Below are 14,856 nucleotides of genomic sequence, written 5' to 3'. Positions count from 1 at the left end.
CGCCCATAAGCGGGCAGGCGGACGATGTACAGGAAGCAGGAGGTGTACGCAAAAGCGCAGTCTTCTAGGACTGCGCTCTTTCCTCGAACCGCCGGATAATTCCGATGATGACCTCGGTGGCTTTAACCATATTGTCGACCGAGATGTATTCGAATCTGCCGTGGTAATTTTCGCCCCCGGTAAACAGGTTGGGTGTGGGCAATCCCATGTAGGACAGCTGGGAGCCGTCAGTGCCGCCCCGGATCGGGGTCATGACAGGTTCAATCCCGAGATTTCTCATGACCTCGGCGGCGACATTCACGATATCCATGTTTGGCTCGATTTTCTCGCGCATATTGTAATATTGATCGCGGATATCAAGGACAAGCTTGTCATGGCCATACTTGGCCCTTAGTTCAGCGGCGATGCTCTCCATTCTGGCTTTCCGGCCCTCGAACTGCTGACGGTCGAAATCGCGAATGAGATATTGCATCCGTGTCTCCTCTACGTCACCTTTAATCGAAGAGAGATGGTAGAACCCATCGTAGCCTTCGGTATGCTCGGGCGCTTCCCCGGCTGGAAGCTGGGCGTGGAATTCCATGGCGATTTTGGCCGAGTTGATCATCTTTCCCTTGGCCGTGCCCGGATGCACATTGACTCCTTTGCACGTTATTTTCGCCATAGCGGCGTTGAAGCTTTCGAATTCCAGCTCGCCCAAGGGCCCGCCGTCTACCGTATAAGCGAACTCCGCGCCGAACGCCGCTACGTCGAAGCGCTCCGGCCCTCTTCCGATCTCCTCATCAGGCGTAAAGGCGACGCGGATTTTGCCATGCTTGATTTCAGGATGCTGGATCAGATAGGCCATCGCGGTCATAATTTCGGCAATCCCCGCTTTATCGTCCGCGCCCAGCAGCGTGTTGCCGTCCGTCGTAATCAACGTATGGCCTTTGTATTTGTGCAATTCTGGAAAATCCCGAGGGGATAATACGATATTTCCAGCTTCATTTAAAGGAATGTCTCCACCGTTGTAATTGTCTACGATTTGCGGCTGTACGTTGGCGCCAGAGAAGTCGGTAGCCGTATCCAGGTGGGCTAGAAAGCCGATGGTAGGCACGTCCTTAACCGTGTTGCCCGGCAGGGTGGCCATAACATAGCCGTTGTCGTCCATGCTGACATCCTCCATGCCGATCTCTTGGAGTTCCTGTACCAGCTGTCTGGCCAAAGTAAGTTGACCGGGAGTAGACGGGCAAATCTCGTTGGCTTCATTGGATTGCGTGTCGATTCGGGCATAGGAAGTAAAGCGGTTGATGATTTCGTCTCTCACGGGATCAGCCTCTCTTCATTAGTGGTTTCTATCCTACTTTTCCATCTGTTTAGATTGTATCAAACCGGGTGCAGCCATGAAAGCGGCTAAGGAGGGGGCGATCTGGAAGGAAACAGTCGCGCTTATTGCTAAAATATCCGAAAATCCCGCCAATATACCGCAAAAACGCCGGACTGCGGATGAACCGCAAGCCCGGCGTTAGACTGCATTGAATAAGAACTTTGTTGAGTGCCGATCCTTAACCTTTTACCGCACCGGCTACAACGCCCTTCACAATGTGCTTCTGCAGGAACATGAACACGATAATGGATGGCAGTACGGCCATCACCATCGCCGTCATGGCATATTGCCAGTCCGAGGTGTATTGCCCTACGAAGGTATAGGCGGCCAGTGTCAATGTCTTCGTGGTTGGAGAGCCGTTGACCATCAGGAGCGGGAGCAGGAAGTCATTCCAGATCCACATGACGTCGATAATGATGATCGTGGTCGTTACCGATTTCAGCAGCGGGAAGATGACCCGGAAGAACAGGCGGAAACCGGAAGCGCCGTCGATCGTCGCGCTCTCGTCAATCTCATTGGGAATCCCCTTCACGAAGCCGTGGTAAATGAACATGGCCAGCGGTGCGCCGAAACCCCAATACAGGATGCCAAGGCCCCAGGTGCTGTCCGAAAGATGGAAGTTCTTCGCCATTTGCAGCACGGAGAGCATGATCGATTGGAACGGAATCAGCATTGGCATGATCACGATGAAATAAATCAGGTTGCTCATCTTGGACTTTGTTCTGGCCAGCTTATAAGCCGCGATGGAAGAGATCAGGACGATCCCGGCCAGGCCAAGCACCGTGATGACGGTATTGTTCAGGAACAATCTCGGATAGTTAATGTATTTCCATACATAGCTGTAGTTCTCGAAGGCCAAACTTTTTGGAAGAGCAATCACGTCCGTCATGACTTCGGAGAAGCTCTTCAAAGAGTTGATGATGGTCAAGAACAAAGGATACAAGAACAGCAGCGAGAGAATGACCATGAATATTTCAAAGACGATGCGGCCTGCCTTCTTGCTCTTCATTATGCCTCAACCTCCCTGCGTTTGAAGATCGTCAATTGAATCATAGTGATAATAAGCACGGCAACGAATAGAATAAGCGCTTTGGCCGTACCGTATCCATACAGGTTATTCTGGAACGTATCCCGGTATATATCGTAAGCGACGCTGTAGGTTGTACCGCCAGGACCGCCGCCCGTGAGGGACAGGATGACGTCAAATACTTTGATGGAGTTCGTCAGCGCCATAAACACGGAGATCGTAATGGAAGGCGCCAGCAAAGGCAGCGTAATGCTGAAGAAGCGGCGGACTGGACCCGCGCCGTCTACTGTAGCTGCTTCCTTCATATCATCCGGCACCGATTGCAGACCGGCGATGTAAATCACGAGATAGAAACCGACCGACTGCCAAATCGAGACCAGCAGGACGGAGATGAAGGCCAGATTTGGTTCCCCGAGCCAGCTCAGCTTGAATATGCCCCAGCCTGTGCTTGCCCCGAGTGATTCGAAGCCTTGCATGAAGATAAACTTCCAAATGAAACCAACGATAACCAAGCTGAGAATGTAAGGAATGAAGAATGCGGCTCTGAGCCAGGTTGTTGATTTCATCTTCATATCCAGAACAAGCGCCAGCAGAATGGCCAGCACGTTCACGAGCACGATGTACAAAATCGCATATTTAATCGTAAACCAGCTTGCATTCATAAAGTTGGCATCGCCGCTAAAGATTTGCTTGAAATTGTCCAAGCCTATGAATTTAGGGTTTTTGGATATTCCATTCCACTTCGTTAAGGAATAGCGAATCGTCATCATAAACGGGTAATAGAACACGGCTATTACGCTAATTAGAACAGGCAGTGTGAAAACGCCAAATTCCAACCGTTCAGCCCATTTTCTCCCCAATTTGAACATAGTCGCACCTCTTTTTCGTAACGTATTTTATACAGACAAGAGAGCAGCCATTTCTATACACTCTGTCGTTTTCGGCTATAATAATTATAATTCAGGGGCGGACGCGTCTAAATGGACATAAGAAAACAGTTAAGGGTAAAAAGGTAAACTGTAGCACGTGCAGGGGGACGGGACAGCGATGATCAAAAGTTTAACCGCAGCTATGAAATCGCTTATTGAGCGGATGTCTCGCAAATTAGTCAATAAGCTAAACTTGCTTTTTACATCCATTATTATACTTATCGTAGGATCGCTTACGGTCATTTCCTATCAAATGCTCCAGAAGGAATCAGTCAGCAACAGCATTGCCAGTACGACGAACAACCTGATGCTGGTGAATCAGAAGCTGGAGGATTACCTGGACGGGATCGAGCAGTTCTCACTGCCCCACAACAAATATGACGAGATTATTCGGGCTGTCATGCAAGAGGGCAATGATTATGCCGCCAGAATGTATCTCGAAGATTATTTAAGGGATTTGTTCTACAGCCGCAAGGACCTGGAGAGCATTTATTTGTATTTGATCGATCAGCAAAAATATTATTCGATTAGCCGCGAGGCCTACAATATAACGGTCAGATCCGGTTATCAGGGCGGCGTCGATGAGCAGCCGTGGTACCAGGAGGCGATGAACAGTCCGCAGAACCGTTCGTTCCAATCCTTCGTCCTGCCGGATGCGACTAGCGGATATACGATGATTACCGAGCCGGAATTCATGGGCTACCACCGCGTGCTGCGCTCGATTGCCTCGCGGGAGCCGCGGGCGGTGCTATCGTTCTACCTGAAGCCGACGGTGAAGGACAGCATTATGAGTGACATCCCGTTCGAAGAGGGAGAACATCTCATGTACCTCGATCCGGACAACGTTCCTTTTCACATGGATGATTTGGAGGTTTATGAGGCGATCAGCTCGGCCGACTGGTTCCAGAACATTGGCGATGACTCGGGAAGCCCTGTCACTTGGTCGGATGGGGACAAGCGGTACCTCGTCGTGTATGACGTGGGGCAGCAGGACGGCTGGAAACTGATCAAGCCGATTCCATACAGCAGCATTTATGAAGCAGCTACGAAAGCGCGGAATTTGAGTTATTTGATCGGCTTTATTTTTCTGGTCATATCGGTCATTCTTGTTACTTTGACTTCAAATGCCATTACCAGGCCGCTAAATCGGCTCTCGCGCCATATGCGGCGGTTCAGCGAAGGGACGTTTGATGCGGAGGCCCCCGTCCAGGGCAATGATGAGATAGCTTACCTGACGATGCATTTCAATCAGATGGTGCGGCGGACAAATGATCTGATCAATGAACGCTATCGCATGAAGCTGGTCGAGAAAAATGCGATCCTGAAGGCGCTGGAGGCGGAAATTAACCCTCATTTCCTCTACAATGCGCTTCAGGCGATATCTACGAAGGCCTTGAAGAGCGGAAACGACGACGTGGCCGATATGGTGGACGCCTTGGCACTGACGCTGCGGTACTGCATAAGCGGCAAAGATATCGTATACGCTAGGGAAGAACTCAAGCATATCGAGAGATATCTGGCGCTGCAAAGCGCTAGATTTGGCAGCCGCCTTCGGGTAAATATCGAGTGGGACGAATCGCTAATGGAGCTGCAAATTCCCAAGCTGTCCATCCAGTCCCTGGTTGAAAATTCGATCAAGCATGCGGTGGAGAAGGTGTCCACGACGGTTACGATTGTCGTTCGGGCCACGGTGAACGAGAGCCATGCCATTATTTCGGTTTATGACGATGGTTCGGGCATATCTGCGGACAGGCTGGAGCAAATATTGCATACATTTGAAGTAGAGTGGGAAGAGCAAGAAGGGGAGAATATCGGCCTGAAAAATTTGAATACCCGTTTGAAGCTGCTGTATGGCGATCAATCGGGACTTGCAATCCACAGCGATGGATCAGGAACGGAAATGACGATGAGGATACCGCGGGGAGGCGTAGAACATGTATAAAGTACTCATCATTGACGACGAGGAGCCGCTGCGCGAGGCCATTAAAATATTGGGCGATTGGGAAGGACTGCAGGTAGGAGAGATTTGGGAGGCTACAAATGGTGTTGCCGGGCTGGACATGCTTAAGAAGCATCAGCCCGATCTCGTGATGGTAGATATGAAAATGCCGGAGATGAACGGGGTGGAGTTCCTGCGCATTGTGGAGCAGGATTATCCCGAACTGCTGACGATCGTCATTAGCGGCTACAATGATTTCGAATTTACAAGGCAGGCGATCCATTCCAAGGTCGTTGATTATTTGCTGAAGCCGATTAACCGCCAGGATCTGAATCAAGCGCTGCGCAAGGCGATTGATGTGCTGCAGGCGAAGCGGCAGACGCATAGCGAGCTGATTACGCGGAATATCGCCTTTAATATGTCCCTGCCTAAATTGAAGGAGAAAATTTATTTATCCATCCTCGGGCGGGGCTTCAAGAAGCAGAGCAACCAAGCGTTTCTTCCGCTCATCGGTGCCGATAAGGAGGATAACCGTTTTGGCGCGCTCGTATTGCAGCTTCTGAATATGCAGCATGTCCGCGACAAGCGCTTTAACCGGGACACGGAGCTGCTGTATTTCGCCGTGGCGAATGTAATTAACGAGGTGGCTACGGAGGACGACATGTGCTTCAGCTTCCCTAATCCGAAGCAGGACAGGGAAATCATCGCGATTTTTACGATGCAGGGAGGATATCCGGAGGACCTTGCTTTCCGTGCCGACTATTTGATGAAGAAGGTTGGGCATACGCTAAGCGACCTGTTCGGGATCGTATCAGCGGCAGGGATTGGGCATGTGTACGAAGAGGTTACGCAGTTAGCCGATTCTTACGATGAAGCGCGCTCCTCGATTATGGCTATCGACCTCCATAGGCTCAAGGGGACAACCGTGTTTGGCGTCAAGGAGAGAGCAGGAGCGCCTGAACCGATGTCTTTGACTAGCCGGATGCCTATTCTAAGAACTGCCCTGGAATCCGGAAATATGAATCATGCCAGGATTGTTTTCGCAGACTTTACGAAGAAAATCAGAGAGGCCGACAGCTTCACACTAGGAGAAGCCGAGCGGATGATTCGCGATATTATCGTCCTGTTCAACGATATGGCACTGGATTTGGGTGTTTCCTCCGCTAAGCTCCCCGCGACCGGATCCCGCAGCTCGCTTGATGCAGCGGGATTAAGCGGGGATTTCAGCACAACAGACGAATACGAGCAGCTGCTTCATCGCATTCTGGACTATTACAGCGAGCAGATCCGGGAATCGATGACCGTTAACCGGCCTTTCCATATCGAGGATATTAAGGAATACATCGACCAGCATTATTTCGAGGATATTAAAATTTCCATGTTTACCGAGAAATATTTCCTGAGCCGGGAATACTTAATGAAGCTGTTCAAGCAGCAGTTCGGGTTCGGGATTCATGAGTACATGCAGAAAGTAAGAATGGATAAGGCTTGTGTGCTCCTGGACGATCCGTCTTTGAAAATCCAGGAAATATCGGAAATGCTGGGGTATAAGGACAAGAACTATTTCAGCAAGGCATTCCGCAACTACTACGGAGTGTCGCCTTCAGAGTACAGGTTGAGGCAGGAAGGGGAGAAAAAGTGAACAGGGGGAGGACTACACTTTTTTACCCTCAAGTTGCCACTTATCTACATTTTTATCAAGAGCCCATTTCTTTAGAATAGTCTCATAGACATACTAACCAATGAAAGTGGGGGTAAAAAAACTTATGAAGAAGAAATTTTTGGCCATGTCATTCAGTTTGGTGCTGTTGATGGGACTTCTGTCAGCCTGCGGCGGCGACAAGGCAGCCAACAATGGGACAAACGGCGCAGCAGGAGAGGGCGGAAACGCTGATTCTTCCAAGCCCGTAACGATTAACATGTTTACAGCTTCTCCGGAATATACAGACGCTTTTAATGCTTATATCGAAGAGTACAAAAAAGTTAAGCCTAACGTAACGATCAACCTGGAAATCATGCAGGCCGACTACAATACGGTCCTGAAATCCAGAATTGCGGCAGGCAGCACGCCGGACGTATTCCAAACGACAGCTGGCGGAGATATTGACACTTTTGCGGAATACAGCGCGGATTTGACAGGTGAGCCGCTAGCTGCCGCTATGACGGATGCCGTTCGTTCGAACATGTCTTCCTCCGACGGCAGAGTACTGGGTCTTCCGATTAAAGGCAACCTTTTCACGCTGATCTACAACAAAGATCTGCTTGAGCAAGCCGGTATTACGCAGGTGCCTGCGACTACGGCTGAATTGCAAGATGCGATCACCAAGCTGGAAGCGAAAGGCATCACTCCTTTTGCCAACGCTTATAAAGAGTGGTGGGTGTGGAAGCACGTCTTCCAGCACTTCGTGGATGCGGCAGCTCAGGATGCTAGTATGAGCGCGAAGGATTTGGTTGACAGCTTCATTTCTGGCAACACGACATTTGCTGAACATCCGGTTCTGGCCAATAACTTCTTTGAGTTCATCGACACAACGATCAAGCATGGAACAGATAAGCCGCTTGAGCGTGACAGCAACGCCCAAGTCAGCGACTTTGCTTCCGGCAAGGCAGCGTTCATGACAGGTAAAGGCGCGTGGGATGAAGAAGCCATCAAGAAAATCAATCCAGACATCAACCTTGGAATCGCAGGATATCCTGTAAGCGATAAAGCGGAGCAAGCTACGATTATTACCGGTGCTGACCAAGCTCTGCGCATTAACAAAGACTCTAAAGTTGTTAAAGAAACAGTTGAATTCTTCAACTGGCTGTATACTTCCGATTACGGCAAAAACTGGTTCTCCGGCGTAGCGAAGGTTATCCCTCCAATCAAGGACGCTCCGCTTCCAGACCTGGATATGCCTAAACAAATGGATGAAATTCTGCAAGTACAGCCGTCTGGCGATTTGGCGATCAACTACTCGCTGGATACATTCCACCAAAAATTCGGTGAGCTGATGCAGGCGTACATTGGCGGAAATCAGTCCAAGGAGAAAATCATCGACGAAATTCAAAAAGCTTGGATCCAACTTGGTTCTGCGGAATAACTTTGCGTACCCTAATATTTCCTTTCTTAACTCAGCACTCCCCGGTGCTGAGTTAAGTTTTATCTAGGAGATGAACGGTGGACAAAAGAAAGGAAGTGTAACTACGGTGAATCAAATCATAACGCTGGAAGAAAACGGACTGCAGCTGGTATTTGAGGTAACGGACGAGCGGGATGTCTTATTGCTTCATTTCGGTGCTGCGCCTTGGCCGGCTGTAGAGGGCATCATTAGCAGTTTAAGCGATACGCAAAAGAAAGGCTTGCGATTGCTCGAACTGCAGCTGACGGGCGAAGACCGGGATGAATATCATGGGAGAACACACCGGGCCAGTTATCCTGGCCTGCGTCTGCAATACGTGACGCATCGGGATGAGCGGACGGTTCATGGACGCAAGCTGGAAATCGTCTTAAACGATCCGGTGACCTCACTGCAGGCGGTCCAGCATTTCCAGTTCTATGAGGGGACGGCTGTTGTCCGCTGCTGGGTCGAGCTGATCAATCAGGGCTCGCAGCCTGTAGGCGTAGAATACGTCTCCAGCTTCGCGCTAACCGGCATTGATAAGGAAGGCGCAGGGGTTCGGGACGACAAAATGCGGCTATCGATTCCGCACCATGGCTGGCAGAGCGAATTGCAGTGGCGGACGTACAGCTTGCCGGAGCTGGGTCTGTCGCATTTGATCGACAGGGGCTCCAAGCGGGTGTCCTGCAGCAATACAGGCTCCTGGTCCGCAGCGGAGCATGTTCCGATGGCGATTCTGGAAAATGGCGAGACGGGAACAGCCTTGTTCTGGCAAATCGAGCATAACGGCTCGTGGCACTGGGAAATTATCGAGCAGTCCGATTTGCTGACGCTATTGATCAGCGGACCGACTGAACACGACAACCATTGGTGGATTTCGCTGAAACCGGGCGAAACCTTCAGTTCGGTTCCGGTTGCGGTTGGGGCCGTGCAAGGCTCCATCGATGAGGCGGCTGGGCAATTGACGCATTACCGCCGATTGATTCGGCGGCCAAATGAAGATAACCGCCAACTGCAGGTTATTTTTAATGATTACATGAATTGCCTATGGGGTGATCCGACGCCTGAGAGACTGCTTCCATTGATCGATGCGGCAGCGGATGTAGGCTGCGAATATTTCTGTATTGATGCCGGCTGGTACGCTTCCGGCGAATGGTGGGACGGCGTAGGCGAGTGGCTCCCATCGGCAGAACGGTTCCCGGAAGGGATTAAATACGTGCTCGATTATATCCGCGGCAAGGGTATGGTTCCCGGCTTATGGCTCGAGCTTGAAGTTATGGGAATCAACAGTCCGAAGCTCAAGGAGACGAACGACGGCTGGTTCTTCCAGCGTCATGGGAAGCGGGTGAAGGATCGGAGCCGCTACCAGCTGGATTACCGGAATCCAGAGGTCATCGCCCATGCGGACGAAGTTATCCGCCGGCTCGTGGAGGATTACGGCGTAGGGTATATCAAGATGGACTATAACATCAATGCGGGGATCGGCACCGAGAAGGATGCCGACAGCTTCGGCGACGGATTGCTTCAGCACAACCGGGCATATTTGGCCTGGTTGGACCGGATCTTTGCAAGGTATCCCGAGCTGGTCATCGAAAATTGTTCCAGCGGCGGCATGCGGATGGATTACGCCATGCTAAGCCGCCACAGCATCCAGTCGACGAGCGATCAGGAGAATTACGTAAATTACGCGGCTATCGCGGCAGCGTCGCCTTCGGCGCTTACGCCGGAGCAATCGGCCATCTGGTCTTACCCGCTGCGCGAGGGCGATGATGAGGAAGTCGTGTTCAATATGGTGAACGCTCTGCTGATGCGGGTGCACCAAAGCGGCCATCTCGCCGAACTAAGCCCTCGCCGCCGCGAGTTGGTCAAAGAGGCGCTCGACTACTATAAGTCGATCCGCCATCATATCCCGCAGGCGCTGCCTTTCTGGCCGCTAGGGCTGCCGAAGCAGCAGGATGAGTGGATCTGTCTAGGACTGCGCAACGAGGATAGCATCTATCTGGCCGTCTGGCGCGTTCGTGGCGAGTCCGCCGAAATAGGTCTGCCCCTCGCGCAGTTGCAGGGCCAGGCGCTTGAGATTCGCTGCGCTTATCCGCAGGGATTTGATTGCAGCTGGAAGTGGAACGATGCGGAGAGTGTTCTCCAGGTCGCTCTGCCGCGGCCGGAGACGGCAAGGCTGCTTGAAATCAAGGTGAAGTAATTGTCATATCTGTAATGTGCCTGAGTGCCGTATCTGCTTTTATAGTAGGTGCGGCCTTTTATTTTCGGCTTCGAACCGGAGGATGACCGAAAGTAGAGAAGGGGTGGTGACTTTTTGCGGGACGGGCATGATAAGGTGTAAAATCTGGCGCTTGACATGAAACCTTTAGGTGTCATACCATTGGAATGGAAACCAAAAGGTTTCATATTCTGCGCAGAGATAAATTCAACAATCGATAAGGAGCAGTGTGGATATGAACAAAGACCAACAAACAAACGGCGGATCGCTTCCGGATATACGGCGCACGATTGTAATGAACGCACCCATCGGCAAAGTGTGGGAGGCTGTGGCCACATCGGAGGGAATCGCTGCTTGGTTTATGCCAAACAATTTTGAACCGCGAAGGTGGGGTTCGAATTCGTGCTGAATGCCGGGCCATTTGGTAACTCGCCTTGCAAGGTGACGGAGATTCAGCCGCCGCACCGGCTTTCTTTTACATGGGGGAAAGATTGGACGTTGTCCTTTGAGCTGGCAGAAGCAGGCGGGCAAACAGAGTTCACGCTGATTCACAGCGGCTGGAGCGCGGATCAGGTTACGGAGTTCGGAGAGGCTCATTCCATTGTACGTCCTCGTATGGATCAAGGCTGGGGCGGACTGGTGCAGAAGCTGGCCTCTTACGTGGAAGGCTGAGCATGTCGGAAGCCCCGAAGTATGATGTGTTCCAGGCCATAGCCGACCCGACTCGCCGGCAATTGCTGAGTTTGCTCAGCAGGCAGGAAATGCCCGTCAAGGAGATCAGCGGGCACTTTCCGATGAGCCGTACCGCCGTATCCAAGCATTTGCATGTCCTGTCTTCAGCCGGGCTGGTCCGGGAGCGGAAGGTAGGCCGGGAGACCAGGTACCGTCTTGACCCGGAGCCGCTGCAGGAGCTGCAGTATTGGTTGAGTTACTTTGAGCAATTTTGGGACAACAAGCTTTCCATGCTCAAATACTACGTGGAGAACGAGGGAAACAAGACAGCGGAGTAGGGGCCAGTCCTCAAGGCGGCTACCTGCGCCTGCTGGCACCCTGGCGTATGCCTTGAGCCTAGAGATGGTCGGCCAGTTCGGGTAAATCGCAGGTCCATTCCGCTGTCTGTTGCCGCTCCTGTACTTCCCGCTGGAACATCTCCGCCGCCAAGGTGAGGGAGCCTTGTCTGTTGCGAATGACGGACAGCTCCCGCTTCATGGCCGGGCCGCTTACCGCCAGCTCGCAGAGCTCACCGTTCCCCAGCTCCTTGCGGACGGTCAGGCGCGAGAGTATAGCGATCCCCAGGCCTGCAGATACCGCCTCTTTCACGCCCTGGCTGCTATTGAATACATAGGACCGCTTGGCGGTCAATCCGTTCGCTTGCAGGAAATGATCGCTAAAGGCGCGGGTGCCCGAGCCGATTTCGCGGATAATCCAATTTTGATTGGCCAGGTCAGCCGGCTCCAGTGCCGCTGCCGCAGCTAACGGGTGATTCTTCGCCGCCACGACGATCATTTCATCCTGCATGTAAGGAGTGATGATCAAATCAGGATGTTCTTCCACAGTGCCCTCTACGAGCGCAAGATCGAGATCGTTGGAGCGGATTCCCGCCACGATTTCCTCCGTATTGCCGATGGTCAGTTGAAGATCGACCTCCGGATACTGTCCGGCAAATTTAGCGAGAAGCCGAGGCAGAATATATTCCCCGATCGTGAAGCTGGCACCGATTTGAATCGAGCCGGTTACCACTTCATGCAGCAAATGGATTTGCTGCTTCGCTTCCTCGTACAGACTTAAAATCTGTTTGGCTTTCCTGTATAGGATGGTTCCTTCTTCTGTCAGTTTCACCTGCTTGGGTGAGCGCAGCATCAGTTTCGTGCCGAGCTCGTTCTCCATATTGCGAATATGCTGGCTTACGCCAGGCTGGGACATGTTTAGAAGTTCTGCGGCCTTTGAGAAATGACGTTGTTCTGCAACCGTAACAAAGACACGCAGGGTGTCGACGATCATATTCACTTCCCCTTTCGATAATCTCATTGTAGCCTTCTTCGAGATGAGTCTCAATCTATCCGGTGCCATGATCCTTCCGCTTTGAACCCGGGATACAGGATAGCCCCCGAATCATCAGTCCTGCTTATGGTTCAGATAGCAGATTCGTATTTCACATCCGGTGTGCATGGATTTATAGTAAACATGAATCAGCGCTGGTTTCGACAATACGAGTCTTGGGGTGATTTTCATGGCACAAACTGTACAGTCACAGACGAAGGTTGTACCGTTCAAACGGAGACAGGGCATCGGTTTTGTGCAGGGCATCGGATTAACCGTGCTGCTGGCTGTGGCGGCGAAGTATTTATCCAGCTTGCCGCTGCTAGGCGTAATGGGACAACTCGTGATCGCCATTATGCTTGGACTGGTTTGGCGGGCGGCCGTCGGCGTTCCCGAGCGGATCGCGGGCGGCGTCTCCTTTTCCAGCAAAAAATTGCTTCGCCTCGGGATTATTATGCTCGGGATGAGGCTTAACTTACAAAGTATTATTCAAGCAGGTCCAAAGGTGCTTGTTATGGCGGTGCTCCATATTGCATTTACGATCGCCGTTGTGGCCAGCCTGGCGAAATGGATGAAGATTTCCGGCAAGCTTGGGCTTCTGACCGCCTGCGGAACCGCGATATGCGGAGCTGCCGCGGTCGTCGCCATAGCGCCGCAGGTACAGGCCAAAGACGAAGAGACAGCGATCGGAGCGGCTGTCGTTGCTATTCTGGGTACCTTGTTCACTTTAATTTACAGTCTTCTATATCCGCTGTTGGGTCTGTCCGCTCACGGCTACGGGGTATTCGCAGGAGCTACGCTGCACGAAATAGCTCATGTCATCGCCGCCGCAGCGCCTGGAGGAAGAGAAGCCGAGGATATCGCTGTTGTCGTTAAGCTGGCGCGGGTAGCCATGCTTGTGCCGGTATCGCTTGGGTTGGGTATGTGGATGCGCCGCAAGGAACGGCAAGCTCGGCTATCGGCAAGCTGTGATGCCCAGCCAGAGGCGGAGGAGACCAGACAGAAGATTCAAATTCCCTGGTTTATCCTTGGATTTCTTCTCATGAGCGGAGTGAATACGCTGGGGGTTATCCCCGGAAATGCAGCCAGCTTGATCGTTGCGGCCGCTTATTTGCTGATTGCCGTAGCCATGGCCGGGCTGGGGCTTGGGGTCGATCTGGCTGTATTTCGGCGGCTGGGGATTAAGCCTTTCTGGGCAGGGCTGCTCGGGTCGGTCGGTTTGACGGTGCTCGGTTATGGAACATTGTTTCTATTTGGGCTGAACTAACGGTTATATTACTATGAAAAATGAGATCGGTCTGTATAATGTCCACTCCAGTCGAACAAACGCGGATCATGTCTTCTCCTCTCCCTCTTTTTTTACAAAAATAAATGGTCTCGACAAAAAATCGGGTAACATCTCTCGATCGCAATGTACCCGATTTTGGATTGATCTATAACCTGAACCTGCAATAAGCTCGGCATTAATGCCGTATTATCCGTTCATCACGCTGCCGCCGTTTGCACCCAGCACCTGCCCGGTGTATATGTTGGCATCGTCCGAAGCGAGGAACATCACCGATCTCGCAATCTCCTGAGGGAACGCCAGCCGGCCCAGCAGATGACGGGAATCCCCGCTGTGCGTTCCTTCCTCGAGCGATGAACGTACATCGGAGAAGGTACCGCCCGGCGCCACAGCATTCACGAGCACAAAAGGAGCAAGCTCTCTTGCCAGCGATTTCGTCAGTGAAGTGACGCCGCCCTTTGCGGCCGAGTAATGCGCTAGCTCGGCACTTCCTTGGCTGGCCAGGTCGGAAGTGACGTTAATGATTTTCCCAGACTTCTGGGCCAGCATGCGGGACGCTGCTTCGCGAGAAGTATAGAAGGCGCCGTAAAGATGGATTTTGAGCATGCGATCCCACTGTTCATCGGTCATCTCGGTCACTTTTACCGCCTGGGCAATGCCTGCGTTGTTCACCAGAATATCGAGCCTACCGAAATGTTCATCAATCGCCGCGAACATCTCCCTGACCTGGGCCGAGTCACTGACATCCGCATGGAACACCTCTGCCCGCACGCCATAGGATTCAGCCTGCCGCTTTACATCGGCCGCTTCCTTGTCATCGCCATAATAATTGATCATGACATGAATGCCGGATTTGGCGAATTCCAGTGTAATCGCTTTGCCGATACCTCGGCTGCCCCCCGTGATAAGGGCGAATTTTTGCTGCTTACCGTTACTAGTCATCATAGTTGGGCT

Annotated in this window: 11 protein-coding genes and 1 pseudogene; 7 read left to right on the top strand and 5 right to left on the bottom strand. The window is 51.9% G+C overall.

The window, feature by feature from the left end:
• Positions 1-64 precede the first annotated feature (64 nt).
• From pepT to GNP95_RS18195, 3 genes are all read right to left on the bottom strand, one after another.
• Entirely contained in the window at positions 65-1,303 is a 1,239-nt protein-coding gene (pepT, locus tag GNP95_RS18205; RefSeq protein ID WP_330163503.1) for a peptidase T, read from the bottom strand.
• A gap of 238 nt (positions 1,304-1,541) precedes the next feature.
• On the bottom strand, positions 1,542-2,372 hold the full coding sequence (locus tag GNP95_RS18200; RefSeq protein WP_155612269.1) for a carbohydrate ABC transporter permease: 831 nt from the start codon (positions 2,370-2,372) through the stop codon (positions 1,542-1,544).
• The gene (locus GNP95_RS18195; protein WP_155612268.1) at positions 2,372-3,259 is read right to left on the bottom strand and encodes a carbohydrate ABC transporter permease; all 888 of its coding nucleotides are present in this window, start codon (positions 3,257-3,259) and stop codon (positions 2,372-2,374) included. The genes GNP95_RS18200 and GNP95_RS18195 overlap by 1 nt, the downstream gene beginning before the upstream one ends.
• Positions 3,260-3,437: 178 nt before the next feature.
• On the opposite strand from GNP95_RS18195, the gene GNP95_RS18190 reads away from it, so the two are divergent.
• The 6 genes and pseudogenes from GNP95_RS18190 (at position 3,438) to GNP95_RS18165 (ending at position 11,587) form a co-directional block, all read left to right on the top strand.
• Positions 3,438-5,261 (top strand): cache domain-containing sensor histidine kinase, encoded by a 1,824-nt coding sequence (locus tag GNP95_RS18190; protein WP_155612267.1) that lies wholly within the window; start codon positions 3,438-3,440, stop codon positions 5,259-5,261.
• Positions 5,254-6,900, top strand: coding sequence for a response regulator transcription factor (locus tag GNP95_RS18185; protein ID WP_155612266.1), 1,647 nt, complete (start codon positions 5,254-5,256; stop codon positions 6,898-6,900). The genes GNP95_RS18190 and GNP95_RS18185 overlap by 8 nt, the downstream gene beginning before the upstream one ends.
• A 124-nt stretch (positions 6,901-7,024) precedes the next feature.
• Positions 7,025-8,341, top strand: coding sequence for an ABC transporter substrate-binding protein (locus GNP95_RS18180; protein WP_155612265.1), 1,317 nt, complete (start codon positions 7,025-7,027; stop codon positions 8,339-8,341).
• Positions 8,342-8,447: 106 nt separating this feature from the next.
• Positions 8,448-10,559 carry an alpha-galactosidase gene (locus GNP95_RS18175; protein ID WP_413773760.1) on the top strand — a complete coding sequence of 704 codons (2,112 nt, stop codon included), beginning with the start codon at positions 8,448-8,450 and terminating at the stop codon, positions 10,557-10,559.
• A gap of 253 nt (positions 10,560-10,812) precedes the next feature.
• Positions 10,813-11,249 (top strand): annotated as a pseudogene (locus GNP95_RS18170) (SRPBCC family protein).
• Positions 11,250-11,251: 2 nt separating this feature from the next.
• Positions 11,252-11,587 carry an ArsR/SmtB family transcription factor gene (locus GNP95_RS18165; RefSeq protein WP_155612263.1) on the top strand — a complete coding sequence of 112 codons (336 nt, stop codon included), beginning with the start codon at positions 11,252-11,254 and terminating at the stop codon, positions 11,585-11,587.
• 58 nt (positions 11,588-11,645) lie between these two features.
• On the opposite strand, the gene GNP95_RS18160 is transcribed toward GNP95_RS18165, so the two are convergent.
• The gene (locus GNP95_RS18160) at positions 11,646-12,578 is read right to left on the bottom strand and encodes a LysR family transcriptional regulator (protein WP_155612342.1); all 933 of its coding nucleotides are present in this window, start codon (positions 12,576-12,578) and stop codon (positions 11,646-11,648) included.
• A gap of 229 nt (positions 12,579-12,807) precedes the next feature.
• Between GNP95_RS18160 and GNP95_RS18155 the strand changes: the two genes are divergently transcribed.
• Positions 12,808-13,884, top strand: a complete 1,077-nt coding sequence (locus GNP95_RS18155) for a YeiH family protein (RefSeq protein ID WP_155612262.1) — start codon at positions 12,808-12,810, stop codon at positions 13,882-13,884.
• A gap of 207 nt (positions 13,885-14,091) precedes the next feature.
• On the opposite strand, the gene GNP95_RS18150 is transcribed toward GNP95_RS18155, so the two are convergent.
• Positions 14,092-14,847, bottom strand: a complete 756-nt coding sequence (locus GNP95_RS18150; RefSeq protein ID WP_230873898.1) for an SDR family NAD(P)-dependent oxidoreductase — start codon at positions 14,845-14,847, stop codon at positions 14,092-14,094.
• Between the last annotated feature and the right edge of the window lie 9 nt (positions 14,848-14,856).

Source organism: Paenibacillus woosongensis (genome assembly GCF_009725165.1).
In the GTDB taxonomy this organism is placed as follows: Bacteria; Bacillota; Bacilli; order Paenibacillales; family Paenibacillaceae; genus Fontibacillus; species Fontibacillus woosongensis.
Note: the sequence above shows the minus strand (reverse complement) of the source record. Positions and strands in the feature narration are given on the sequence as shown.

Bases quoted from the DNA above. Each gene is read 5' to 3' on its own strand.
- GNP95_RS18150 (WP_230873898.1), bottom strand. From the start codon at position 14,847: ATGATGACTAGTAACGGTAAGCAGCAAAAATTCGCCCTTATCACGGGG.
- GNP95_RS18185 (WP_155612266.1), top strand. From the start codon at position 5,254: ATGTATAAAGTACTCATCATTGACGACGAGGAGCCGCTGCGCGAGGCC.
- GNP95_RS18165 (WP_155612263.1), top strand. From the start codon at position 11,252: ATGTCGGAAGCCCCGAAGTATGATGTGTTCCAGGCCATAGCCGACCCG.
- GNP95_RS18190 (WP_155612267.1), top strand. From the start codon at position 3,438: ATGATCAAAAGTTTAACCGCAGCTATGAAATCGCTTATTGAGCGGATG.
- GNP95_RS18160 (WP_155612342.1), bottom strand. From the start codon at position 12,578: ATGATCGTCGACACCCTGCGTGTCTTTGTTACGGTTGCAGAACAACGT.
- GNP95_RS18195 (WP_155612268.1), bottom strand. From the start codon at position 3,259: ATGTTCAAATTGGGGAGAAAATGGGCTGAACGGTTGGAATTTGGCGTT.
- GNP95_RS18155 (WP_155612262.1), top strand. From the start codon at position 12,808: ATGGCACAAACTGTACAGTCACAGACGAAGGTTGTACCGTTCAAACGG.
- GNP95_RS18180 (WP_155612265.1), top strand. From the start codon at position 7,025: ATGAAGAAGAAATTTTTGGCCATGTCATTCAGTTTGGTGCTGTTGATG.
- GNP95_RS18200 (WP_155612269.1), bottom strand. From the start codon at position 2,372: ATGAAGAGCAAGAAGGCAGGCCGCATCGTCTTTGAAATATTCATGGTC.